At 73.5% G+C, this 23,350-nt stretch carries 26 protein-coding genes; 14 read left to right on the top strand and 12 right to left on the bottom strand.

The genetic code is table 11. The annotated features are described in order from the left end of the window. Positions 1 to 12 precede the first annotated feature (12 nt). Together ASD62_RS12230 and ASD62_RS12225 are read left to right on the top strand one after the other, a co-directional pair. On the top strand, positions 13 to 1,086 hold the full coding sequence (locus tag ASD62_RS12230; protein ID WP_056916198.1) for an NAD(P)-dependent alcohol dehydrogenase: 1,074 nt from the start codon (positions 13 to 15) through the stop codon (positions 1,084 to 1,086). Continuing rightward, positions 1,079 to 2,497, top strand: coding sequence for a xylulokinase (locus ASD62_RS12225; protein WP_056916197.1), 1,419 nt, complete (start codon positions 1,079 to 1,081; stop codon positions 2,495 to 2,497). Before ASD62_RS12230 ends, ASD62_RS12225 begins: the two co-directional genes overlap by 8 nt. On the opposite strand, the gene ASD62_RS12220 is transcribed toward ASD62_RS12225, so the two are convergent. Continuing rightward, positions 2,461 to 3,696: an MFS transporter gene (locus ASD62_RS12220; protein WP_082580764.1), complete on the bottom strand. Its 1,236-nt coding sequence runs from the start codon at positions 3,694 to 3,696 to the stop codon at positions 2,461 to 2,463. The two genes, ASD62_RS12225 and ASD62_RS12220, sit on opposite strands and share 37 nt — an antisense overlap. Positions 3,697 to 3,840: 144 nt before the next feature. Here ASD62_RS12220 and ASD62_RS12215 point away from each other — a divergent pair, with 144 nt between their 5' ends. After that, on the top strand, positions 3,841 to 4,296 hold the full coding sequence (locus ASD62_RS12215; protein WP_056916196.1) for a MarR family winged helix-turn-helix transcriptional regulator: 456 nt from the start codon (positions 3,841 to 3,843) through the stop codon (positions 4,294 to 4,296). A gap of 50 nt (positions 4,297 to 4,346) precedes the next feature. Continuing rightward, complete coding sequence (locus ASD62_RS12210) at positions 4,347 to 4,841, top strand: cupin domain-containing protein (RefSeq protein WP_056916195.1); 495 nt, start codon at positions 4,347 to 4,349, stop codon at positions 4,839 to 4,841. A 9-nt stretch (positions 4,842 to 4,850) separates the two neighbouring features. Here ASD62_RS12210 and ASD62_RS12205 read toward each other — a convergent pair whose 3' ends face one another. Further along, entirely contained in the window at positions 4,851 to 6,401 is a 1,551-nt protein-coding gene (locus ASD62_RS12205; protein ID WP_056916194.1) for a CdaR family transcriptional regulator, read from the bottom strand. A gap of 103 nt (positions 6,402 to 6,504) precedes the next feature. Between ASD62_RS12205 and ASD62_RS12200 the strand changes: the two genes are divergently transcribed. From ASD62_RS12200 to ASD62_RS12180, 5 genes are all read left to right on the top strand, one after another. Further along, complete coding sequence (locus tag ASD62_RS12200; protein ID WP_056916193.1) at positions 6,505 to 7,782, top strand: FAD-binding oxidoreductase; 1,278 nt, start codon at positions 6,505 to 6,507, stop codon at positions 7,780 to 7,782. 173 nt (positions 7,783 to 7,955) lie between these two features. Further along, positions 7,956 to 8,249 carry a metal-sensitive transcriptional regulator gene (locus ASD62_RS12195; RefSeq protein ID WP_304438306.1) on the top strand — a complete coding sequence of 98 codons (294 nt, stop codon included), beginning with the start codon at positions 7,956 to 7,958 and terminating at the stop codon, positions 8,247 to 8,249. A 58-nt stretch (positions 8,250 to 8,307) separates the two neighbouring features. After that, entirely contained in the window at positions 8,308 to 8,526 is a 219-nt protein-coding gene (locus ASD62_RS12190) for a heavy-metal-associated domain-containing protein (RefSeq protein WP_056916191.1), read from the top strand. Next, positions 8,523 to 9,434, top strand: a complete 912-nt coding sequence (locus ASD62_RS12185) for a hypothetical protein (protein ID WP_056916190.1) — start codon at positions 8,523 to 8,525, stop codon at positions 9,432 to 9,434. Before ASD62_RS12190 ends, ASD62_RS12185 begins: the two co-directional genes overlap by 4 nt. Before the next feature lie 50 nt (positions 9,435 to 9,484). Next, positions 9,485 to 11,701 (top strand): cation-translocating P-type ATPase, encoded by a 2,217-nt coding sequence (locus tag ASD62_RS12180; protein ID WP_157581603.1) that lies wholly within the window; start codon positions 9,485 to 9,487, stop codon positions 11,699 to 11,701. A 4-nt stretch (positions 11,702 to 11,705) separates the two neighbouring features. Here the strand turns inward: ASD62_RS12180 and ASD62_RS12175 are convergent, their stop codons facing one another. The 3 genes from ASD62_RS12175 to ASD62_RS12165 form a co-directional block, all read right to left on the bottom strand. Further along, the gene (locus ASD62_RS12175; protein ID WP_056916188.1) at positions 11,706 to 12,065 is read right to left on the bottom strand and encodes a TraR/DksA C4-type zinc finger protein; all 360 of its coding nucleotides are present in this window, start codon (positions 12,063 to 12,065) and stop codon (positions 11,706 to 11,708) included. A 107-nt stretch (positions 12,066 to 12,172) separates the two neighbouring features. Further along, a complete protein-coding gene (locus tag ASD62_RS21000) occupies positions 12,173 to 13,126 on the bottom strand; it encodes a YbhN family protein (protein WP_369818817.1) in 954 nt (317 codons plus the stop codon). A gap of 240 nt (positions 13,127 to 13,366) precedes the next feature. Then, positions 13,367 to 13,747: a UBP-type zinc finger domain-containing protein gene (locus ASD62_RS12165; RefSeq protein ID WP_056916186.1), complete on the bottom strand. Its 381-nt coding sequence runs from the start codon at positions 13,745 to 13,747 to the stop codon at positions 13,367 to 13,369. A 114-nt stretch (positions 13,748 to 13,861) separates the two neighbouring features. Between ASD62_RS12165 and ASD62_RS12160 the strand changes: the two genes are divergently transcribed. Then, a complete protein-coding gene (locus ASD62_RS12160; protein WP_056916185.1) occupies positions 13,862 to 14,371 on the top strand; it encodes a DUF427 domain-containing protein in 510 nt (169 codons plus the stop codon). Between the two features lie 25 nt (positions 14,372 to 14,396). Here the strand turns inward: ASD62_RS12160 and ASD62_RS12155 are convergent, their stop codons facing one another. Further along, positions 14,397 to 15,371, bottom strand: coding sequence for a hypothetical protein (locus ASD62_RS12155; protein ID WP_157581451.1), 975 nt, complete (start codon positions 15,369 to 15,371; stop codon positions 14,397 to 14,399). A gap of 183 nt (positions 15,372 to 15,554) precedes the next feature. Between ASD62_RS12155 and ASD62_RS12150 the strand changes: the two genes are divergently transcribed. After that, positions 15,555 to 16,025 carry a VOC family protein gene (locus ASD62_RS12150; RefSeq protein WP_056916183.1) on the top strand — a complete coding sequence of 157 codons (471 nt, stop codon included), beginning with the start codon at positions 15,555 to 15,557 and terminating at the stop codon, positions 16,023 to 16,025. Positions 16,026 to 16,105: 80 nt separating this feature from the next. Here the strand turns inward: ASD62_RS12150 and ASD62_RS12145 are convergent, their stop codons facing one another. Further along, positions 16,106 to 16,768 (bottom strand): TetR/AcrR family transcriptional regulator, encoded by a 663-nt coding sequence (locus ASD62_RS12145; protein WP_056916182.1) that lies wholly within the window; start codon positions 16,766 to 16,768, stop codon positions 16,106 to 16,108. Positions 16,769 to 16,890: 122 nt separating this feature from the next. On the opposite strand from ASD62_RS12145, the gene ASD62_RS12140 reads away from it, so the two are divergent. After that, positions 16,891 to 17,508: an NADPH-dependent F420 reductase gene (locus ASD62_RS12140; RefSeq protein ID WP_056916181.1), complete on the top strand. Its 618-nt coding sequence runs from the start codon at positions 16,891 to 16,893 to the stop codon at positions 17,506 to 17,508. Positions 17,509 to 17,552: 44 nt separating this feature from the next. On the opposite strand, the gene ASD62_RS12135 is transcribed toward ASD62_RS12140, so the two are convergent. Further along, on the bottom strand, positions 17,553 to 17,993 hold the full coding sequence (locus ASD62_RS12135; protein ID WP_056916180.1) for an SRPBCC family protein: 441 nt from the start codon (positions 17,991 to 17,993) through the stop codon (positions 17,553 to 17,555). 65 nt (positions 17,994 to 18,058) lie between these two features. Here ASD62_RS12135 and ASD62_RS12130 point away from each other — a divergent pair, with 65 nt between their 5' ends. Together ASD62_RS12130 and ASD62_RS12125 are read left to right on the top strand one after the other, a co-directional pair. Then, the gene (locus ASD62_RS12130; RefSeq protein ID WP_056916179.1) at positions 18,059 to 19,099 is read left to right on the top strand and encodes a phosphotransferase; all 1,041 of its coding nucleotides are present in this window, start codon (positions 18,059 to 18,061) and stop codon (positions 19,097 to 19,099) included. 61 nt (positions 19,100 to 19,160) lie between these two features. Further along, positions 19,161 to 20,192, top strand: coding sequence for a GNAT family N-acetyltransferase (locus ASD62_RS12125; RefSeq protein WP_056916178.1), 1,032 nt, complete (start codon positions 19,161 to 19,163; stop codon positions 20,190 to 20,192). A gap of 34 nt (positions 20,193 to 20,226) precedes the next feature. Here the strand turns inward: ASD62_RS12125 and ASD62_RS12120 are convergent, their stop codons facing one another. Genes ASD62_RS12120 through ASD62_RS12105 form a run of 4 tightly spaced genes read right to left on the bottom strand, consistent with a single transcriptional unit; the run spans position 20,227 to position 23,349 of the window. Further along, positions 20,227 to 21,126, bottom strand: coding sequence for an amidohydrolase family protein (locus ASD62_RS12120; protein WP_056916177.1), 900 nt, complete (start codon positions 21,124 to 21,126; stop codon positions 20,227 to 20,229). After that, positions 21,123 to 21,758 (bottom strand): isopentenyl-diphosphate Delta-isomerase, encoded by a 636-nt coding sequence (gene idi, locus ASD62_RS12115; RefSeq protein ID WP_235529204.1) that lies wholly within the window; start codon positions 21,756 to 21,758, stop codon positions 21,123 to 21,125. The genes ASD62_RS12120 and idi overlap by 4 nt, the downstream gene beginning before the upstream one ends. Further along, positions 21,755 to 22,819: an NAD(P)/FAD-dependent oxidoreductase gene (locus ASD62_RS12110; RefSeq protein ID WP_056916176.1), complete on the bottom strand. Its 1,065-nt coding sequence runs from the start codon at positions 22,817 to 22,819 to the stop codon at positions 21,755 to 21,757. Before ASD62_RS12110 ends, idi begins: the two co-directional genes overlap by 4 nt. Further along, positions 22,816 to 23,349 (bottom strand): isoprenylcysteine carboxyl methyltransferase family protein, encoded by a 534-nt coding sequence (locus ASD62_RS12105; RefSeq protein WP_056916175.1) that lies wholly within the window; start codon positions 23,347 to 23,349, stop codon positions 22,816 to 22,818. The genes ASD62_RS12110 and ASD62_RS12105 overlap by 4 nt, the downstream gene beginning before the upstream one ends. Position 23,350: the final 1 nt, after the last annotated feature.

The following is a 23,350-nucleotide window of genomic DNA, read 5'->3' as shown; positions in this document are numbered from 1 at the left end:
GGAGAACTCCTGATGCGTGCTGCCGTCCTCAACCGTCCCGGCGTGGTCGAGGTGGTGCAGCGACCCGACCCGACCCCTGCGGCGGACGAGGTCCTGGTGCGCGTCCACGCGGTCGGCGTCTGCGGGTCCGACACCCACTACTTCGACCACGGCCGGATCGGGCGGTTCGTCGTGGAGTCACCGCTCGTCCTCGGCCACGAGACGTCCGGTGTGGTCGAGGCGGTCGGTGCCGACGTGGACCCCTCACGGGTCGGCCAGCGGGTCTCCCTCGAGCCCGGGGTGCCGTGCCGGGCGTGCGAGCAGTGCCTCGCCGGGCGCTACAACCTGTGCCCCGACATGGTCTTCCACGCCACTCCCCCGGTCGACGGGTCGCTGGCGGAGCTGGTGGCGATCCACCACGCCTTCGCCCACCCTGTCCCGGACCACGTGAGCGACGAGGCCGCAGCCCTGCTCGAACCGCTGTCCGTCGGCGTCTGGGCCTGCCTCAAGGGCGGGGTCGGTCCGGGTTCCCGCGTCCTGGTCACCGGGGCCGGCCCGATCGGCCTGGTCTGCGTCCAGGTGGCCAGGGCGTCCGGCGCGAGCGAGATCGTCGTCGCCGACCTCAACCCGGACCGCCTCGCGGTCGCGAGGCAGCTGGGTGCCACCCGCACCATCAGCTCGGGGTCGGAGTCCGTCGCCGACGGGTATGCCGCGGGGCCGGCTCCCGAGGTCCTGCTCGAGTGCTCGGGGCACCCCGGCGCCACGGCGGACGGCATCCGCGCCCTGGCCCCCGCGGGCCGTGCGGTCCTCGTCGGCATGGGCGGCGACGAGATCACCCTGCCGCTGTCGACGATCCAGGAGCGCGAGCTCGTCGTGACCGGGACGTTCCGCTACGCCGGCACCTGGCCGACCGCCATCGCCTTGGCAGCCTCCGGGCAGGTGGACCTCGAACGCCTCGTCACCGGCAGGTTCGCGCTCGAGGACACCGCTGCCGCCCTGACCGCCGCCCGCGACACCGCGGGTGCCATCAAGTCGGTCATCGACCCGCGGCCGACGGCCCGGTCCGCCGCCGACCCCGCCGAGGCCGCAGGTGGCCCGCGTGGCTGACGGCGGACGCACCCTCGTCGCCGGGGTCGACTCCTCGACGCAGTCCACCAAGGTCGTCGTCTGCGACGCCGCGACCGGGGAAATCGTCCGCTCCGGGCGTGCACCCCACCCGGACGGGACCTCCATCCACCCCGACCGGTGGTGGGAGGCCTTCACGGCCGCCACGGCCGACGGGCTGCTGGACGACGTGGCGGCGATCGCCGTCGGGGGTCAGCAGCACGGCATGTGCGCACTCGACGAGTCGGGGGCAGTGGTGCGAGATGCGTTGCTGTGGAACGACACCCGCTCGGCCCAGGCTGCTCGAGACCTCACCGACGAGCTGGGCGGGGCGCAGGAGTGGGTGCGACGCACCGGCTTGGCCCTGGTGCCCAGCTTCACCGTGACCAAGGTCCGCTGGCTGGCCGACAACGAACCGGAGAACGCCGCACGCGTCCACGACGTCGTCCTCCCGCACGACTGGCTGACCGCCCAGATCCTCAAGCAGGGCAACGGTTTCGAGCGCTACACCACCGACCGCGGGGACGCGTCCGGCACCGGCTACTTCTCCAGCACCTCCGACTCGTACCTGTCCGACCTGCAGGAGCTCGCCCTCGGACGGGTCTTCGGTGTCCCGGCGGTGCTGGGTCCGCACGAGGTCGCGGGTCGCACCGACAGCGGGATGGTGGTCGGTCCCGGCACGGGCGACAACGCCGGCGCGGCCCTGGGCCTGGGCCTGCGCACGGGTGACGTCGTGGTGTCGCTCGGCACGAGCGGAGCGGTCTTCGCGGACGCCGACCGGCCGGTGGCCGACCCCAACGGGCTCATCGCCTCCTTCGCGAGCGCCTCGGGCGGCCACCTGCCCCTGATGGCCACGCTCAACGCGGCCCGGGTGCTCACGGCCGCCGCCCAGCTGCTCGACACCGACCTGCAGGGCCTGGATCGGCTTGCCCTCGCCGCCGAGCCGGGGGCGGGGGGCCTGACCCTGCTGCCGTACCTCGACGGCGAGCGCAGCCCGAGCCTCCCGGACGCCACCGGCACCCTGGCCGGTCTGACCCGCTCGAACGCCACCCCCGAGAACCTCGCCCGGGCCGCTGTCGAGGGCATGCTCGCCAACCTCGTCGCCGGGGTGTCCGACGTGCGCAGGCTCGGCCTGCCGGTCGAGCGCATCGTGCTGATCGGTGGCGCCTCGGCCTCCGGCGCCGTCCGGGCGGTGGCCCCCGGCCTGTTCGGGGTGCCGGTGGCCATCCCCGAGCCGGGCGAGTACGTCGGCCTCGGCGCCGCCCGTCAGGCTGCGTGGGTGCTCGCGGGTAGGGAGCGTCCCCCCGCCTGGGAGGTCCGGTACGAGACGACGCTCGAGCCGCCGGCCGGTGACGAAGGAGCCGCGGTCCTGGAGCGCTACGCCGCGCTGCTGGCGACGGTGCACGGCGCCTGAGCCGTCGCGCCCTGCTCGCCGGTCCCGCGGTGCAGGCCGGCACCGCGGCCACGGGTCCTGCGCGCCAGCTGCTCGGCAGCGACGAGCACCACGAGCGCTCCGACGGTCAGGGCCGCCCCGTCCCAGAGGGTGGAGGTGTAGCCCAGCCCTGCGGTGATGGTCACGCCGCCCAGCCAGGCACCGGCGGCGTTCCCCACGTTGAAGGCCGCGATGTTGGCCCCGCTGGCCAGGGTCGGTGCCGAGCCGGCATACGTCATGATCCGCATCTGCAGCCCCGGGACGGTGGCGAACCCGAACGTGCCCATGAGCACCAGGCTGACCACGGCCATGACCGGGGACGACGCGGTCGCGGCGAACACGCCCATGACGAGGGCGAGCGCCCCGAGCACCACGGTGAGGGTGACCGGGACCGACCTGTCGGCCGCGCGGCCACCGGCCCAGTTGCCGGCGAACAGCCCCAGCCCGAACAGGACCAGCAACCACGGCACGGTCGCCGAGGCGAACCCGCTGACCTGCGTGAGCGTGTAGGCGATGTAGGTGAACGCCCCGAACATCCCACCGAACCCGAGGACGGTCACCAGCAGCGACAGCCAGACCTGCCCGGACCGGAACGCCCCGAGCTCGTGGCGCAGGCCGGGCTCGTCGGCGGAGACCGGCTGGGAGGGGACGAGCGTCGCCATGCCGACCAGGGCGATGACACCGATCACGGTGATGGCCCAGAACGTCGAGCGCCACCCCAGCTGCTGTCCGAGCAGGGTGCCGAGCGGGACGCCCAGGACGTTGGCGGTCGTCAGGCCCGCGAACATCATCGCGATCGCACCGGCCTTCTTCTCCGGCGCGACGAGACCGGCGGCGACGACCGCACCGATGCCGAAGAAGGCGCCGTGGGTCAGGGCGGCCAGGATGCGGCCGAGCAGCATCACCTCGTAGGTTCCCGCGAGCGCGGAGACGAGGTTGCCGGCGATGAACAGCACCATCAGGGCGGTGAGCACGTGCTTGCGGTTGAAGCGGGTGACGGCGGCGGTGAGGCCGATCGCGCCGACCGCGACGGACAGGGCGTAGCCGGAGATGAGCCAGCCGGCGGTGGCCTCGTCGACGGCGAAGTCGGTTGCCACCTCCGGGAGCAGCCCGGCGATGACGAACTCGGTGAGTCCGATGCCGAAGCCGCCGAGGGCGAGGGCCAGGAGGGCGATGGGCATGGGTGCGGGTCCTTTGGGTCGGGGAGAGGGCGTGCCATGGCGGTGCTGACATCGCGGACTGGTATGCCGCGTGTGCAACTACCAGCGCATGCACCAAGTTAGTTGCACACGCGCGTTATTGCAAAAGCGGGTTACGATGGACGCATGGGAATCGCCGACGACGCCGTCGAGGTCCGCGCCCAGGGCTGGCGCACGCTGGCCGCCCTGCACGGCCACATCGAGGGCGCCCTGGAGCGGGAGCTGACCACGACGCACGCGCTGTCCGTCGTGGAGTTCACCGTGCTCGACGCGCTGTCGCGCCAGGACGGGTGGCACATGCGGATGTCGCAGCTGGCCCGAGCCGCAGCACTGTCCAACAGCGCCACCACCCGCCTCGTCAACCGCCTCGAGGACCGCGGGCTGATCACGCGCATCCTGTGCGCCGACGACCGACGGGGGATCTACACCGAGCTCACCCCGGCCGGGTCCGCCCTGTTGGACGACGCCCGGCCGACGCACCACCGGGTGCTCGAGCAGGCCCTGGAGTCGGCCGCCGAGGTGCCCGAGCTCGCTCCGCTCGTCGACTCGCTCCACCGCCTGCCCAGCACCGTCGGCGCCTGAGCAGCCAAACCCCTTGCCGCGTCGCGCGGCACGCGGTGAGGATGGCGGCCATGAGCTACCCACCCCCGCTCTACGACGGCGAGACCGGTGAGGTCAGTGCGACCGTGCGCGCGACGGACTCCGGGCCGGAGCTGACCTACCCCAACGGCAACCGCGTGCACTACCTCTCGACGGGGGCGTCCACCGGCGGGCTCTTCGGGCTCTACCGCTGGGAGTTCGCGCCCGGGGGCAGCGGACCCGGTGCCCACTTCCACCGCACCCTGACCGAGTCCTTCTACATCCTCTCCGGCGAGGTGACGATCTACGACGGGACCGCCTGGCGGGTCACCCGCCCCGGCGACTACCTCCACGTCCCGGCGGGTGGGTTGCACGGCTTCCGGAACGAGTCCGGCGCCGAGGCGTCGATGCTGCTGCACTTCGCGCCCGGAGCCCCGCGCGAGGCCTACTTCGAGGGCCTGGCCCGGGTCGCGGCCGGCGAGACGATGACCGAGGCCGAGCGGGACGAGTTCATGCGCCACCACGACAACCACTGGGTCGAGGACTGACCGACCCGGTCAGGCCGACGAAGGCGCCTCGAGCAGGGCGGACAGCTGCAGCCGCAGGGCCAGCCGCACGACCGGGTCGTCGAGGTCGAGCCCGGCGAGGTCGGCGATGCGGTTCATCCGGTAGCGCAGCGTGTTGGGGTGCACGTGGATCGACCGGGCGGCCCGTCCCGGCGCCCCCGGGTGGTCCAGCCATGCGGCGAGCGTCAGCAGGTGGTCGCTGGAGTGCTCACGGTCATGGTCCGCGAGCACCGCGAGCGGCCCGAGGACGTCGCCGTCCCTCAGCGACGCGCAGGCCCGGGCCACGGTCACCCGGGCCCAGACGTCCTCGTGGACCGTCGACGCCGTGGCCGCGTCGGTCGAGGGACCGACGACTCGCTCGACCTCCAGGGCCTCGGCCTTGGAGCGCTCGAGCTCCGCGACGGCGTGCGCCGGCCGGCCCGCTCGGGCCGTCAGCTCCAGGGACTCCCCCCGGGCCCGGTCGACCACGGCCGTGAGCCACCCCCAGGTCCCCGGCACCAGGGGGTCGTCGCTGTCGCGCACCACGGCATACGCCCGGCCGTCGAGGTCGGCGAGCAGCGGCTGGTTCCAGGCGTGCCGACGGGACACCGACTCCCAGAGGTCGAGCAGGCGCGCAGCGCCGCCCTCACCGCCGAGGCAGACCACCCGCCACGGACCCGGAGGCAGCCACGAGTCGGCGCCCACGGTGCTGCCGGACAGGACGCCGCGCAGGCGGTCGGCCGCGACCCGACGGGAGAGGTCCGCCTGCGCCCGCAGGCGCAGGAGGTGGAGGGCGACCACCGACGACGTCTGGACCAGCTCGGCGACGAGGTCGGCCGGGGGGCGCTCCTCGACCACGGCCCAGATCGACCCCAACCACTCACCACCGGCACGGACGGGCACGACGAGCCGGGGCAGCAGTCCGTTCGGGTCGGCAGGCACGAAGACGGGCTCGTCCGAGCGGGCGAGCCGGCGGAAGACACCGCGGGCCCGCAGGCTCGCCAGCACCTCGTCGGGCACCCGGCGCCCGACGATCGTGGAGACGCGGGCGGGGTCGGTCATGTCCTGGCGCGAGGAGTAGGCCAGGACCCGGGACTGGGCGTCCTCGATGGTCACGGGGGCGTCGACCAGGGCCGCGGCGGCGTCGGCGAGTGCGAAGAGGTCGTCCTGCACCGGCGCGTCCCCGCGGCGGTCGCCCGCAGTGGTCGAGGCCCGGTCGATGACGCCCCGGAGCAACCACACGACGTGCGCCCACGACGCCTGCTCGGCCAGCCCCACGAGCGCCAGGCCGGCACGCCGCGCCCGGTCACGGACCTGACGGCGGGCGGCGAGGTTGCGGCGCAGGACGAGGCCGCCCGCCCCGGCCGCCGACGCGGCGTCGACCAGCGCGACCGCCGCCTCCACCGTCTCGACCCCCACGCCGAGCACCAGGTCGCCGGGCTGGCCGACGACCCCGTGCCCGGGCTCGGCGATGGTGAGGTCGTCCACCTCGCCATGGGAGGGGTCGACCCCCAGGGTGAGGAGACCGGCCAGCGTGGCGGTGAGGTCGGCGATGCTGAGCACGCCTCCACTGTCCCATGCCGTTGTGCCCGCAGCACAAGATCGGCCCAAGGATCTGTGCCGCTCACCCAGTGCGAGGGCACCCCGCCGGCACGAGCATCGATGCATGGCCTCCTCTCGCCCCGTCACCGCAGCCGGTCTCCCCGTCCCCCAGCGCGTCGCCGTCGTCGGCGCGGGCATGGTCGGCCTGTCCACCGCCTGGTTCCTCCAGGAGCACGGCGTGGAGGTGACCGTCCTCGACCGCGAGGGTGTTGCCGCCGGGTCGTCGTGGGGCAACGCCGGCTGGCTGACGCCGGGCATCGCGACGCCGCTGCCCGAGCCCGCGGTCCTCAAGTACGGCATCCGCGCCGTCCTGTCGCCGTCCTCGCCGGTCTACGTGCCGCCGAGCGCCGACCCCAAGTTCCTCAAGTTCGTCACCGGCTTCACGAAGAACTCGACGATGAAGGCCTGGAAGAAGGCCATGGGCTCGCTCGTGCCTGTCAACGACCTGTCGCTGGAGAGCTTCGACCTGCTCAAGGCCGGCGGCGTGCAGGCCGACACCCGCGAGGCGAAGTCCTTCCTCGCGTCGTACCGCACCGAGGCCGAGCGGGTGACCCTGCTCGAGGAGATCGAGCACATCCACGCAGCGGGTCAGGCCATCGAGTTCGAGGCGCTCACCGGCGACCAGGCCCGTGCCATCGAGCCAAGCCTCTCCGACGAGATCGGCGCGGCCATCCTGCTCAAGGGCCAGCGCTTCGTCGACCCCGGTTCCTACGTCCACGCGCTCGCCGACTCGGTGCGGGCCCGCGGCGGCAAGATCATGGACGCCGCCACGGTCGCCGACATCCGCGACACGGGCAACGGCGTCGTCGTGACGACGGCCGAGGGCTCGGTCGAGGAGTTCGACGCAGCGGTCCTGGCGACCGGCGCGTGGCTCGGCAAGCTCGCCCGCAAGTTCGGCGTCAAGAACGTCGTCCAGGCCGGCCGCGGGTACTCCTTCTCCGTCGAGATCGACCACGTTCCCAACGGCCCGGTCTACTTCCCGGCCCAGCGCGTCGCCTGCACGCCCATCGGCGACCGCCTGCGCGTCGCGGGGATGATGGAGTTCCGCAAGCCCGAGGCCGCCCTCGACCAGCGCCGCATCCAGGCCATCGCCGACGCTGCCCGCCCGCTGCTGCGCGGCGCCAACCTCGACGACCGCCAGGACGAGTGGGTCGGCTCGCGCCCCTGCACCGTCGACGGCCTGCCGCTCATCGGCGCCACCAAGTCGCCGCGCGTCTTCGCCGCCGGCGGCCACGGCATGTGGGGCATCACCCTGGGCCCGGTCACCGGCCGCCTGCTCGCCCAGGCCATGGTCACCGGCAAGCAGGTCGACCAGCTCCGCCCGTTCGACCCCATGCGCTGAGTCCCGGCCACGCACCACCCACGCTTCCGCGAAACGCCGGTTGCGCGGCACACCTCGGGTTGTCGTCCCGCGGATTGCCCCGCAACCGGCGTTTCGTCGTGTCGGGCCGAGCCCGTGGGAGCATGTGGCCCGTTGCAGAAATACCATAGGGGGGTATGGTGTGGGGCATGAGCATGAGCGACGGTCACCCGGGCTACCACTCCGAGAAGGCGAACCACCTCAAGCGGTTGCGCCGCATCGAGGGACAGGTCCGAGGGCTCCAGCGCATGGTCGAGGAGGACCAGTACTGCATCGACATCCTCACCCAGGTGTCGGCGGCCACGAAGGCGCTGCAGTCGTTCTCGCTCGAGCTGCTCGAGGAGCACCTGTCGCACTGCGTCGTCGACGCCGCCAGGAAGGGCGGGCCGGAGGCGCAGGAGAAGGTGCGCGAGGCGTCCGACGCCATCGCCCGCCTCGTCCGCTCCTGACCCCAGCGCGGCCCCGCGCCGCCCATCCCCACCCCATCCCGATCCCGAGGAGAACCCCATGAGCACCCAGACCTTCGACGTCGTCGGCATGACCTGCGGCCACTGCGCCAGCGCCGTCACCGAGGAGCTCAAGGCCCTCGACGGGGTCAACGACGTGCAGGTCGCCCTCGTCGCCGGCGGGACGTCCGCAGTGACGGTCGCGGCCGACCGCGAGCTCACCCCGGCTGAGGTGACGTCCGCCCTCGACGAGGCGGGCGACTACAGCCTGGCGCAGTGAACACGGCGACCCGGGTCGGCGCGTTCGGCGCGGGACTCGCGATCGTGTTCGCGGCGGCACTGGGCGCCGGTCGCCTCGTCGGCCCGTTCGACACCGCCACCGCGCCGGCGGCCCACGCCGACATGGCGGGCGACCACGGGACCGACGACCATGGCAGCGAACACGGCTCGTCGACGACCGCGGTGACGCCGGTCGGGTTGAGCGCCACCGACCGGGGGTACCGCCTCGTCCCGGATGCCACGACCGTCGCGCCCACCACGAACGCCCGGGTGACCTTCCGGATCCTCGGCCCCGACGGGCAGCCGGTCACCCACTTCACCACCGCGCACGAGAAGCAGCTCCACCTCATCGTCGTGCGCCGCGACCTGTCCGGGTTCCAGCACGTGCACCCGACGATGGCCGCCGACGGCACCTGGTCGGTCACCGTCGACCTGAGCCGGCCGGGACAGTGGCGCCTGCTCGCCGACTTCGACCCCGCGGGCGTCACCCCCGGCCTCGTGCTGGGCACCGACCTCGCCGTCCCCGGCCGCTACGCACCGGTGGCCCTCCCCGAGCCGGCCCCGACGACCTCGGTGGGCGACTTCACGCTGCGGACCGTGGGCAACCTCTCCCCGGGCAGGAGCCAGCCGGTGGCCTTCACGATCGCGCGGACCGCCGGTGGGCCGCTCGCGCTCGAGCCGTACCTGGGTGCCGGTGGGCACCTCGTGGTGCTGCGCGAGGGCGACCTCGCCTACGCGCACGCCCACGCGTCCACCGACCCCACCCCGGTGGCCGGTGGCGCTGCCGCGCTCGGCTTCCAGGTCGAGGCACCCGGGCCGGGCCGCTACCGGATGTTCCTTGACTTCAAGGTCGCTGGCGCCGTCCACACCGCCGCCTTCACCCTCGACGCCGCAGGAGCGACACCGTGACCGACACGACCAACGCCCCCACGAGCGCCGTCGACCTCGTCATCGGCGGTATGACGTGCGCCTCCTGCGCGACGCGGATCGAGAAGAAGCTCAACAAGATCGACGGCGTCACGGCCACCGTCAACTACAGCACCGAGAAGGCCAGGGTCACCTTCCCCGACACCGTCACCGCGGCCGACCTCGTCGCCACCGTCGAGAAGACCGGCTACACCGCCGAGCTCCCCCCGGAGCCGACGGTCGGGGCCGAGGCGGGCGACCCGCCACACCCCGACGTCGATCAGACCGCGGCGCTGAGGCAACGCCTGCTCGTGTCGGTGCTCCTGGCGGTGCCGGTCGTCGCGCTGGCGATGGTGCCGGCGTGGCAGTTCCGCTACTGGCAGTGGGCCTCCCTCGTGCTCGCTGCCCCCGTCGTCGTGTGGGGCGGGCTCCCCTTCCACCGCGCGGCCTGGACCAACCTGCGTCACGGCGCGACCACGATGGACACCCTCGTCTCGGTCGGGACGATGGCCGCGTTCGGGTGGTCGCTGTACGCGTTGTTCCTCGGGACCGCGGGCGAGCCGGGCATGACGCACCCGTTCAGCTTCGCCATCGAACGCACCGACGGCGCGGGCAACATCTACCTCGAGGCGGCGGCGGGTGTGACCGCGTTCCTCCTCGCCGGACGGTATGCGGAGGCGCGCGCCAAGCGTCGCTCCGGCGCTGCCCTGCGGGCGCTGCTGGAGATGGGCGCCAAGGACGTCTCGGTGCTCCGCGGTCAGGGCCAGGCGGCCACCGAGGTGCGGGTCCCGGTGTCGGAGCTCGTGGTCGGGACGCGGTTCGTCGTGCGCCCCGGCGAGAAGGTCGCCACCGACGGCGAGGTCGAGGAGGGCACCTCCGCCGTCGACGCGTCGATGGTCACCGGCGAGTCCGTACCCGTGGAGGTCGGGCCGGGCAGCCGCGTGGTCGGCGCCACCGTCAACGCCGGCGGACGGCTCGTCGTCCGGGCGACCCGCGTCGGTGCCGACACCCAGCTGGCCCAGATGGCTCGTCTCGTCGAGGACGCCCAGAACGGCAAGGCCCAGGTGCAGCGGCTCGCCGACCGGGTGTCCGGGGTGTTCGTCCCGGTCGTCATCGTGCTGGCCGTCGCGACACTGGGTTTCTGGGTGGGGACCGGGGCGGGGTGGAGCGCTGCCTTCACGGCCGCGGTCGCCGTCCTCATCATCGCCTGCCCGTGCGCCCTCGGGCTGGCGACGCCGACCGCCCTCATGGTCGGCACGGGCCGCGGCGCCCAGCTCGGCATCCTCATCAAGGGACCCGAGGTGCTGGAGTCCACCCGTCGCGTCGACACGGTCGTGCTCGACAAGACGGGCACCGTGACCACCGGGCGCATGACGCTCGACGAGGTCGTTCCCGCGACCGGCGAGGACGCAGCCGAGGTGCTGCGCCTGGCCGGCGCGCTCGAGGACGCCTCCGAGCACCCGGTGGCACGAGCCGTGGCCGCCGCGGCCCGGCAGGTCCTCGACGCGACGGGCGGGGCGTTGCCCGGCGTCGAGGACTTCGCCAACGAGCAGGGGCTCGGGGTCCGGGGCCAGGTCGAGGGCCGGGTGGTCCTCGTGGGCCGTCCGCGGCTGCTGGCCGACTGGTCGGTGGCGGTGCCCACCGAGCTCACCGACGCCCTGGCCGCGGCCCACGCCCGGGGGGCGACGGCGGTCGTCGTCGCCTGGGACGGCCGGGCCCGGGGAGTGGTCACGGTCGCCGACACCGTCAAGGAGGGTTCGGTCGAAGCGGTGGCCGAGCTGCGCCGGCTCGGGCTCACCCCGGTCCTGCTCACCGGCGACAACGAGGGCGCGGCCAGGCACGTCGCCGAGCTGGTCGGCATCGACGACGTGCACGCCGAGGTCCTGCCCCAGGACAAGGTCGAGGTCGTCAGGGGGTTGCAGGACCAGGGTCGCGTCGTGGCCATGGTCGGCGACGGCGTCAACGACGCGGCTGCCCTGGCCCAGGCCGACCTCGGGCTGGCGATGGGTACCGGTACCGACGTGGCGATCGAGGCGAGCGACCTCACCCTCGTGCGGGGAGACCTGCGGGTCGCCGCCGACGCGATCCGCCTGGCCCGGCGGACGTTGTCGACGATCCGCGGCAACCTCTTCTGGGCGTTCGCCTACAACGTCGCCGCGATCCCGTTGGCGGCTGCCGGACTGCTCAGCCCGATGTTCGCGGGTGGGGCGATGGCGCTGTCGTCGGTCTTCGTCGTCACGAACAGCCTGCGCCTGCGCACCTTCCGCTGACCGGTCACCGCGTGGTGGCGTGGGCGACGCAGGTGCGGGCCGTCGGGCGCGCCTCGAGCCGGGCCTGCGGTATGGCGTCGCCGCACCGCTCGCAGATGCCGTACGTCCCGTCGTCGAGGCGGGCCTCGGCTGCAGCGATCTCGCGCAGGTGCGCCACCGCGGACGCGGCGAGGGCACTGGTCTGGGCCCGTTCGAACGCGATGGTCGCCCCCTCGGGGTCGTGCTCGTCGTCGGCGTTCGACCCCTCCGAGGCCTCGACGATGAGGGCGACGTCGGCCTCGAGGTCGCCGAGCCGGGCGAGCGTCGACTCCCGGTCGGCGGCGAGCAGCATGCGCGTCGTCGCGGCGCGAGCGTCGGAGGTCATCGCCCCAGCCTAGGAACCCCGTCCGACAACCCTGCCCACGACGGTGCACCCTGCCCGTGGAACGGCGTGGGCAGGGTGCACCTTCGTGGGCTGGGCGCGGCGGCCGGTCAGGCGGCGAGGGCGGACCGGCGACGCAGCGACCAGGCCAGCATCGACAGCCCGCCCACGGGGATCTCCATGCCGAACGTGAACGCCCGGTAGAGCAGCACGCCCGCGGCGGACATCGTCGGGTCGACCCCGAGCGTCACGAGCACCCCGGTCATCCCGATCTCGACCACCCCGGTGGCGCCGGGAGTGATGACGACCATAGACAGGATCCGCTCGACCGCGAACGCCGCCAGCACCACGGCCGGGCTCACCGCCGTGCCGAGCACCCGCAGGGACAGCCACAGCAACCCGGCCTGCAGCACCGCATAACCGACCTTGCCCAGCGCCATCCGCCACCATCCCGAGGCGACGAGTGCGGCACTGTCACGGCGGAAGGCGGCGGCCCGGACGGCATACCCCTCGGTCGGAGGGGTGAGGAACCGGACCCGGGCGCTCACCCGGTCGGCCAGCCGCCCGAGGAACGTCACGGCACGGTCGTCCCGCGCCAGCAGCCAGAGGGCGACGACGACGGCGGTGAGCAGCCCGAGGCCCACGTAGGCCGCTGTGCCCACCGCCCCGCCGGTCTCCACGCCTGCGGCGGCGAGCCAGAGGAGGGCGACGCCGGGGAGGGCGAGCTTGAGGGCCGTGTCGAAGAGATTGGTGACCAGGGCCCAGCGGGCGAACACCGGGGAGGCGAACCCCCACGAGCGGGCCATCCGCCAGTTGGCGACGGTGCCGGCGGCCCCGCCCAGGGGCAGGAGGTTGGAGACGAAGCTGCCGGTGAGGTTGAGCAGCAGGGCCCGGCGGTGCGAGAGGCCCGGCATGGCCGCCGTGAGGGCGGGCGTGTGCACCCAGAGGCCGACCAGCCAGACCACGGTGAGGAGCAGCAGGTGGGCCAGGGACAGCGACGCGAGCGCGTGGGCGATGTCGGCCCACTCGGCACCGGCCACCTTGGGGAGCGCCAGCGCGAGGATCCCGGTCGNCCCCCCCGCCGCGACCGCCCCCCGGCGCACGGCGGGCGGTCTGGTCCCGCGGGGTCGCACGCCGCACGGGGGCGGTCGTCGCCGGCGGCGGGAGCAGTCCGAGGTGGAGGGCCATGGCTGGACTCTGGCGGTCCGGGGGGTGGCGCCGCATCGGGGCTCGTACCCAGATCGACCCCCACTGTGACCAGCCCACTCAGGGTCGACCCCGAGTCGACGACAGGCCCGGTCGGGCTAGTGCACGTGGTCCATCCAGTCGGGGGGGACGGCGCCGGCCGGTCCGGGCACGGGCTGCTCGAGCGGGTGGTGCTGGGGGTCCGCGAGCTGCGGGCCGGTGAACCCTGCCTCGGAGCGGAAGTCCCAGAACCAGTCCTCGCCCGGTTCGAACGACCGGATCACCGGGTGGCCGGTGGCCGCGAAGTGGTGGCTGGCGTGCTGGCTCGGTGAGCTGTCGCAGCACCCGATGTGGCCGCACCCGGCACAGCGACGCAGGTGCACCCACCAACCGCCGGCGGCCAGGCACTCGACACAGCCGGTGCCGCTCGGGGTGGCAGCGGGATCGATCCCGTCGGGCGCGGAACCGTCGGGGGACGTCTCGTCGGGGGTGGGTGCCATCGAAGACCTCCTGGCCGGGCCGGGTGGGTCGCGGTCACGGCCCGTCCGTCACGCTACTGCGGCCCGCCGCACTCGGCAGGGTGGTGGGGTCGCCGACGACCTACCGTTGAGGGCATGTCCCCGTTCAGCGGCCACCCCGAGCCCGATCCGGTCGGCCCCGGCCAGGAGTCCGTCTGGGCCTACCCCCGTCCGCCGCGCGTCGAGCCGTCCTCCGAGTCGGTCGAGGTGTGGGTCGGTGGCGAGCGCATCGCGCTCGCGACGCGGTCGTGGCGGGTCCTGGAGACGAGCCATCCACCGACGTACTACCTGCCGCGCGAGGCCTTCGTCGACGGCGCCCTGCGTCCGGCCGAGGGGTCGTCGTACTGCGAGTGGAAGGGCATGGCGTCCTACCTGGACCTCCTCGGCGGTGGCCGGGTCGCGCCCCGCGCGGGGTGGTTCTACCCGACCCCGACCCGGGGGTTCGAGGTGCTCGCGGGGGCGGTGGCCGTGATGCCCGGGGCGGTCGACCGCTGCGTCGTCGACGACGAGGTCGTCCGCCCCCAGGAGGGGGGCTTCTACGGCGGTTGGATCACCGACCGTGTCGTCGGTCCGTTCAAGGGACGGCCGGGCAGCTGGGGCTGGTGACCACGCGACCAGCGCGGGTGCTGCCTCAGCCGTCGATCCTCGCCCGGAGCCGGTCGACCGCCTCCTGAGCCGTATGGCGCGCCGCCTCGGCCGCCTTGCGGGCCCGCACCGCGTCGGTCACGGCCTCGAGCGCGCGCTCGTCGGCCTCTCGCGCCTTGGCCAGCTGGCGTTCGACGACGGCGATGCGGTCCCTCGTGTCGTCGGCGTGCTCGCGGGCGCGTGCCACCGCGTCCTCGGCCGCGGCGTGGGCCGCACCGGCCGCCTCCAGCTCTGCCTCGGCCCGCGCCAACGACTCGGCCGCGCCGGCACCGTCCTCGGTCTCGTCGTCGGCCTCGCCGCTCGCATCGGTGTCCCCGGCGGCGGTGGTGTCCTCGCCGTCCGGGCCGGTTCCACGCCCGGCGGTGGCACCGGCGCCGGGGGCGTTGCGCACCACCGACAAGATCGATCCGGAGGAGGTGCGCACGACCGCCTCGGACAGGTCGACCTCGCCGAACCCGCTGTAGGACAACGCCCTCGTGAGCTGCCCCGACGTCACGGCAGCGGAGGCCTCCTCGTCCGCGAGGGCGGCGATGACCGTGCCACGGACGTCGTCCTGGGCCGCTGCCGACAACGTCCGTCCGGCGTCCGACACGAGGGCGGCCGCCGCCGCGACGAAGCCGGTGACGACACGGTCGCGCTCGGGTCGCAGGGAGGTCAGGGTCGCGGTGTCGAGGCGGGCCTGCGCCCCCCTCATGCGGACCCCGAGGTCGACGAGCTCCTCGACGAGGTCGGGGTCCTCCCGGGCGAGCAGGTTGACCGCCCACGCAGCCATGCTCGGCTTGCGCAGCGCGCCGATCGCCTTGGCCCCCACGGTGTCCCCGTCGGCCCTGGCCGCGGCGGTGAGCTCTTTCCGGACGGCCATGAAGTCCGTGGGGCTGGCGGCGTAGACCGAGCGCAAGGCCGCCGCGAGGTGCGCGGAGGCGTCCTCGGTGAGGTCGTCGGAGGAGTGCGAGTCGGGCACGACGGTGACGCTACGCCATACCTCCGGACGCCGGCCGGGCACGACGACGCCGGCGGGCACGACGACGCCGGCGGGCACGACGTCGAGGCAGATCGCCCGCGGCGGACCGATGACTTCCGCCGCCCTCGCCGGTCCAATGGTCGAGGGCGGGCACCGGGCCTGCCGGGACACCAGGAGCCAGCCATGCCTCGCCAGTACCCGTGCCTGTGGTTCGACACCGACGCCGAAGCCGCCGCCGAGTTCTACACCTCGGTCTTCCCGAACTCGCGGGTCGGCACCATCGCCCGCTACCCGGCCGGCTCCGGCGAGCGCGAGGGACAGGTGCTCACCGTCGCCTTCGAGCTCGACGGCGTCCCCTACCTCGCCCTCAACGGCGGCCCCGAGTTCACGTTCAGCGAGGCCATCTCGATCACCATCGAGGTCAAGGACCAGCAGGAGCTCGACCGCTACTGGGAGGCGTTGCTCGCCGACGGTGGCGAGGAGAGCATGTGCGGCTGGCTCAAGGACAGGTTCGGGTTGTCGTGGCAGGTGGTCCCGGAGAACTGGGACGAGATCGCCAGCGGTGACCCCGAGCGCGCCGGCAAGGTGTTCGGCGCGATGATGACGATGAAGCGGCTGGACATCGCCGCGCTCGAGGCGGCCGGCAACAGCTGATCCCGGCGCGCGCACCCCCGCGACCCACGCCACCAGCGGACCGCGGATGGCGGACGGCGGATGGCGGACGGCGGACGGCGCTAGTCGGCCGTGCTCAGGTGGACCATGGCGTCGTAGAGCTGCGCGTCCGTCATCGGCGGTTCGGGCAGGGGGTGGGCGCGATCGGCGCGGTAGGCGTCGAGCATGAGGTGGAGGTGTCGTCGCCACGCCTGCGGAGCGGTCGTCCGCGTGGCGTCGATCATCCGGCCGTTCGACCAGATCAGGTTGACGATGTCGGCCTGCGTGATGTCGGGGCGCGCCTCACCCGCGTCCTGGGCGCGGGTGAGCACGTCCTCGATGTGCTGGCACATCTCGTCGTGGATGCGCTCGGTCTCGGCGTTGCCGGGGAAGCGGCGCGAGAGGAAGTCGTTGAACCCCCGGTCACCGGCCTGCACCCGGAACAGGTTCTCCAGGTAGTAGGCGAACCCGTCCCAGGGGTCGTCGATCTCCAGGGCCGCGGTGGCACCGTCGAGGAACTCCCGGAGCCGGGGCTCGAGCGCCGCCATGAGCAGGTCCAGCCGCGTGGGGAAGTGGCGGTACAGCGTGCCGATGGCGACGCCGGCGTCCCGGGCGATCTGTTCCAGGGAGGCGTCCACGCCACGCTCGGCGAACTCGCGACGGGCGGCGGCGATGAGGCGGTCGTGACTCTCCTGGGCGTCGCGACGTCGGGCCGGACGCGCCTGGTCGACGTCGGTGGAGCTCACGTGGCCAACGTACCCCGGAATAACCTGAGGCACCCCTCCGGTTGTAGCCCATAACCGGAGGGGTGCCTCAGCTTGGCGCTCCGACGGACCACGGATCCGGACCCACCAAGGAGCACCACGACATGACCAGCATCAGCATCATCGGCTCGGGCAACATGGCCGCCGCGATCGGCACGCGCGCGGCGAGGCACGGACACACCGTCGAGATCATGGCCCGCGACAGCGCCAGGGCACAGGCCCTCGCAGAGCAGATCGGCAACGGGGCCACCGTCGGCTCGTATGGCGCACGACCGGCCGGTGACATCGTCGTCGTCGCCGTCCTCTTCGCCGGAGCGGTGGACGTGGTCCGGCACTACGGCGAGGCGCTGGCCGGCAAGGTCCTCGTCGACATCACGAACCCCTTCAACGCCGACGCGAGCGGGCTGGCGACCACGGCCGGCCACTCGGTGTCCGAGCAGATGGCCGCCGTCGCCCCCGAGGGCGCGCACGTGGTCAAGGCCTTCAACACCATCTTCGGCGGGGTCCTGGCCGCCGACGAGCCGGTGGACCTGCTGTTCGCCGGGGACGGCGCCGAGGCCAGGAGCGCCGTCGCCGCCTTCCTCGAGAGCCTGGGACTGCGACCCCGCGATGCAGGGGAGCTCGACATGGCGCACGCCCTCGAGTGGGCCGGCCTCATGCTGGTGGGAGTCGCCCGCAACGGTGGCGGCTTCGACATCGCCCTCGGGGCCGGCACGCCCTGAGCTCCTCGCGGACGCGCCGCCTCGACCTCCCCGCAGAGGGAGTCCTAGGCGGCGCGGCCGGCGCCTAGCTCGCGGGTGATGCCCTCGACCGTCTCGTCGCCGAGCTTCTCGAACACCCGCTGCATCAAGGGCTCGGCCAGCTTGGCGATGCCGTTGAAGACGATGTGGGCGTGGTAGGTGACCTTGGAGCCTGACCCGTCGGGCTCGACGGTGATGTCGTCGGTGGAGGTTGCCGTCTTGTTCGTCCCCTTGAGGACCACGTGGTCGGGCTCGAGGGTGGTCAGCACGTAGTCGAGCTCGGTCTCGCGGCCCAGGACCTTCGAGGTGTTCTTCCACGTCGACCCGACCTGCACCGGCCCGCTGCCGACCCGCTCGCACCGCACCGTCCCGGGGTCCCAGGCGACGGCGTTGGAGAAGTCGCTGAGGTAGGCCACGACCTCCTGGGGAGAACGGGGGACGGAGAACATGCGGATGACATCGACCATGGTTCGACGCTAACCCGGATGAAACCCCGGTGCCCTGTCGAAGCCCCGCCGCTACGGTGGCGAAGATGGACGCAGCGCCCCGGTCGACCCACCTGGCCGAGCGGATCCGCCGCGAGTTCGGCGTGGACGTGGACCGGCTGGTGCCCGTCGGTCTGGGCGGCGACACCGGCGCCGACCTCGTGCGCGTGGTGGCCACCGACGGCAGCGAGTACGCGGCGAAGACCAGTCGCGGCCCCCAGCCCGGGCTCGCGGTCGCGGCCCTCCTCGCGGGTCGCGGCGTGCCCGGCGTCCCGGGCCCGGTGCCCACCCGGGACGGCACCCTGGTCTCGGTCGCGCACGACGACGGATCGAGGCTCAGCCTCGTGCCCTGGGTGCACGGCCGCCGGGTCCTCGACACCGGTATGGCGCCGCGCGAGTGGGTGCTCCTCGGCGAGCTCCTCGGCCGGCTGCACACCGTCCCCCTGTCCCCGAGCGCACCAGGACCCGGGTCGGCGCTCGCCAGCGTGCCGGTCGAGGACCATGACCCGCGTCGGGTGGTGGCGCAGGCCACGGGCTTCGGCGAAGTGGTCCGCCGCGCTGCGCTCGACGGTCCCGGCGACCCGGTCGTCGTCGAGGTTGTCGAGCTCTGGGACACCCACGGTCCGCGGGTCCTGGCCGTCGCCCACAGGGCCACCGAGCTGGCCGCCTCCCCCGCGTGGACCAACGCCCTCCGCGTCCTCTGCCACGGCGACCCGCACCACGGCAACCTGCTCGTCGACGGGAGCGGCCAGGTCCACCTGGTCGACTGGGACGACGCGGTGCTCGCGCCGAGGGAGGCGGACCTGATGTTCGTCGTGGGCGGCGTCTTCTCCCACGCGCCCATCACCGACGAACAGGTCCGGTGGTTCTTCCAGGGGTACTCACCCGTGACGGGGACCGTACCCGGCGACCTGGACGGTGACCTGTTGACCTACCTGCGCTGCGTGCGCAGCCTGGTCGACGTCCTCGACCTGCTCGAGCACGCCCTGGCCGTCGGCACCCATCCCGTGCCTGATCGGCAGGAGTCCGTCCGGTACGCCCGGGGAACCCTCGGGCCGGGCGGACTCCTGCCGCTCGCCCTGGGCTGACTCCGGAGCGGCCGGGGTCGCCGCGCGAGGGACGACCCTGCCGCTCTGGGACGATGGGCGGGTGAAATCCCACGACCAGCTCACCGACCTCCCGCCGGACTGGTCGACGCGGGTGCCCTCCTCCACCGACGTCCCTGCACTGGTGCGCCTCGTCGCCCGCCACCACGAGGCGACACGGGGGGCCAGCTCGGTGGACGAGACCACCGTGGCCCTCGAGGTCGCCGGTCACGCCTCGTGGACCCGGCGCCAGCTGCTGGTCGTCGACGAGCAGGGCGAGGTGCGCGCCTGGGTCCGGGTGCACGACCGGGCTGCCGGACGCACCGTCGTCGACCTCACGGTGGACCCAGGGGTCGAGGAACGCCACGCGGTGGCGGCCGCATTGTTCGCGTGGTCGGAGCAGACGGCCCTCGACATCGCCGGCCAACGGGGCCTCGCCGGCACGCAGCTGGACTCCGGCCGCCACGTCGGCGACGACGACCAGGCACGCTGGCTGGCCGCGGCGGCATACACGAAGGTCCGGACCTGGCTGCAGATGTCGCGGCCCGTCGCGGCGGCGGAGGCCGGGGAGGGCGTCCTGTCCGCGCCGAAGGAGGGGGTGACGGTGCGACGCGTCGCCACCCACGAGAACGGCCTGCCCGTGGCAGGGGACCTGCAGACGGTGCACCAGATGCTCGAGGAGTCGTTCGCCGACCACTTCAACTCCTACCGCGAGAGCTTCCCCGAGTTCGTCCAGCGGCTCCGCGAGGACCCCGGGCACCGCTGGGACCACTGGTGGATCGCGGAGGTGGAGACGGACGGGGTCGTCCTGCCCGGTGGGGCGATCGTCAGCTCGGTGCTGTCGGCCGACGCGAGTGGCGTGGAGGGGAGCTACATCGACTACATCGGGGTGCATCGTCGGTCCCGAGGGCGCGGGGTGGCGAAGGCGTTGCTGCACACCGTGATCCGCGATGCTGCCGAACGTGGGCGCAACCGCGTCAACCTCGAGGTGGATGCGGACTCCCCCACCGGGGCCGACGGGCTCTACGTCTCGATGGGCTGGGAGACGAGCTACCGCACGGAGTCCTGGCACCGCGACGTCACGCTTGCCGACTGACCCACCGTCGACGAGGTCGGAGGGAGGCGCGCAGTCAGGCAGCCAGCCCCATGAGACGGGCCCCGTTGTGCCACAACACCTTGCGCATCCAGTCGTCCCCGAACCCGAGACGGTCCAACGCCTCGATCTGGTGCGCGTACGGGTACGGGATCTGGGGGAAGTCCGAGCCCAGGACGACCTTGTCGCCCAGGGCGGCAAGGCGGGGCAGGTAGTCGTCCGGCATCGGGGCGAAGCGGTTGGTGAAGTCTGTGCCGACCATCGTCGTGTCGAGGTGGACCCGGTCGTGGTTCTCGGCGAGGTCGGCGAACGCGTGGTACTCCGACATGCCCAGGTGCGCGATGACCAGCGCGAGGTCCGGGTGCCTGCGCAGGAGCTCGGCCACGGCCCCCGGACCGGTGAACTCCCCTGCCAGGGGGGCCGACCCGGCGTGGAGCACGATCGGGACACCCGCCTCGGCGAGCACGCCCCAGGCGTCGTCGAGGAGCGGGTCGAGCGGGCTGAACCGGCCGACCTGCACGTGCAGCTTGAACAGCCTCGCACCGGCCGCCAGGGCAGACCGCACCTCGTCCGCCGCACCCGGCTCGGGGAAGAAGGTCGCGCTGTGGACGGCGTCCGGGACCCGCTCGGCGAACTCCGTGCCCCACGCGTTGAGCCACGCCGCCATCCCGGTCCTGTGGGCATAGTTGAGGGCCGGGATCCCCTTCAGCCCCAGGGAACGCAGGGCCTGCAGTCGGCCCGGCTCGTCCTGGCGGTAGGTGATCGGCCACGGCGTGCCGTAGTGCTCCTCGGCGTGGTCGAAGTAGTCCCAGACCTTGCGCAGCATGGGGTCCGGCATGAAGTGCACGTGGATGTCGGCCAGACCGGGCAGGCCCAGCGCGCGCCAGTAGGCAGGGACGTCCTCGTCACGGGTGGGCGCGGTGGGGGCCTCGGTCACCCGCCCACCGTACGAGCCGCCGGCGGCAGCAGCGCGGCGTCCCCCTCGGACCAGCGCCGGGGGTCGGGGCCGAGCGCCTCGAGCAGGCGCAGCTGCCGAGCACACCACGGCGACACGGCGCGCAGGCCGAACCGCACCTCCTCGCAGACCTCGTGCCACCCCACCCACGTGGCCTCGTGCACCTCGCTCGCATCGAGCCGCAACCGCTCTCCGGGTGCCAGCCACGCGGCATACACGGGGCAGAGCTCGTGCTCGACGACACCATCCATCTCCGCGCGGTAGCCGAACCCGGGCAGCACGAGACGGACACCGGTGACGATGGCACCGAGCTCCTGGAGCGCGCGACGGCGCACCGCTTCGGCGAGGTCCTCGCCGGGCGCCGGGTGACCGCAGACGGAGTTCGTCCAGATGCCGGGGAAGGTGGGCTTGTCGAGGGCGCGCCGGGTCAGCAGGAGGTGCCCGTCGCTGCCGAAGACGTAGGCGGAGAAGGCCAGGTGCAGGGGCGTGTCGGCGGTGTGGACGGTGGCCTTCGGGGCGGTCCCGACGGCCCGGCCCTCGTCGTCCAGCAGGACGACGAGCTCCTCCATCGTCGAGTCCGTGGTCGACGTCGGTCGGGACGCGCCCGTGGTCATCGCACCCTCCCGAGCTCGTGCACGGCCCCGACGAAGACCGGCCGCAGCGCCGCGGCGGCAGGGACGATCGCCCGCCGCACCCAGGCCGGACGCGTCGCCTGGACGAGTCCCTGCGTGAGCACCGTGTAGCGCCAGCTCGCTCGTCGCCAGCCGCGTTCGTACTGCTGCGGGTCCCTCGCGCAGACGGCGGCCACCGCTTCGGCCGCCTGGGCGATGCCCAACGAGATCCCTTCTCCCGTCAGGGCGTCCACGTAGCCGCTCGCGTCCCCCACGAGGAGCACGCGGCCCGCGACGCGTCGGCGGGACCGCTGGCGCAGGGGGCCGGCACCGCGCAGGTCGCTGCCGTAGCCGGTGGCGCCGCCGAGGCGTTCCAAGAGGGCGGGGAACTGCTCGAGGAGCGCGTCGTACCCGGCTCGGCTGCGGGTCAGCAGCGCGACCCCGACCAGGTCCGGCGCCACCGGGGTGACGTACGCCTCGGCCGTCGGCCCCCAGTGCACCTCGACGTGGTCGGACCACGGGGCGATGGCGTGGTGGCGGCGCAGCCCGAACCTCGCCGGTCCACGTGCCGGGGCGTCGAGACCGAGGGCGCGACGCACCGGTGAGTGCAGCCCGTCCGCCGCGAGGACGTATGCCGCCCGGACCGGCTCCCCCGCACGGCCCCCCTCGCGGGTGGCGACGGTGACCGCGTCGCCGTCCTGGGCGAGGTCGCCAGCGGCCACCCGTCGGACCTCGACCCCGGCCTCGTGCACGGCGTCGTCGAGGGCGGCGTGGAGCGTCGTCCGGCGGACGCCACGACCCGCGCCGTCACGGAAGTCGGCCTGGGCCTGGCGTTTACCTGCGAGGTAGCGGATCCCCGTGAGCGGCAGCCCCTGCGGGTCCACCCCGAGCGAGGCGAGCGCGGCGACCGCACCCGGCATCAGCCCCTCGCCGCAGGCCTTGTCGATGGGTCCGCAACGGGGCTCCAGCACCATGACGGACCGTCCGTGACGAGCCGCCTGGAGGGCTGCCGCGAGCCCCACGGGGCCGCCCCCGATGACGGCGACGTCGACCTCGGCCGTCATGGCGTGCCCACCGCCACGTCGAGGTCCGCGAGGGCGCGCTCCTCGGCGCGCAACCGCACGGTCAGCAACGCTGCGTTGGCGATCGTGAACACGACTGCCGTGACCCAGGCCGTGTGGACCAGCGGCAGCGCGACTCCCTCGACGACGACGGCGACGTAGTTGGGGTGGGAGAAGAAGCGGTACGGACCGCCCGTCACCCGCCCGGCGCCCGGCACGACGATGACGCGGGTGTTCCACTGGTGGCCGAGGGTCCGGATGCACCACCACCGCAACGCCTGGCAGGCGGCGACCACCACGAGCATCGGCCAGCCCAGGGCGGCGTGGAACGGGCGGTCCGCGACGAGCACCTCGACCAGGGCCCCCACGAGCAGCGCCGAGTGCAGCACCACCATGACCGGGTAGTGGCCGAACCCGGTCTCCCGCCCGCCGCGGGCGAAGGCCCAGGCGGCGTTCCGCTTGGAGACGACCAGCTCGGCGAGCCGCTCGAGGCTGACGACGAGGACGAGTGCGACGAAGAGGGCGACGGACACC

This window comes from Phycicoccus sp. Root563 (assembly GCF_001427915.1).
In the GTDB taxonomy this organism is placed as follows: Bacteria; Actinomycetota; Actinomycetes; order Actinomycetales; family Dermatophilaceae; genus Pedococcus.
Note: the sequence above shows the minus strand (reverse complement) of the source record. Positions and strands in the feature narration are given on the sequence as shown.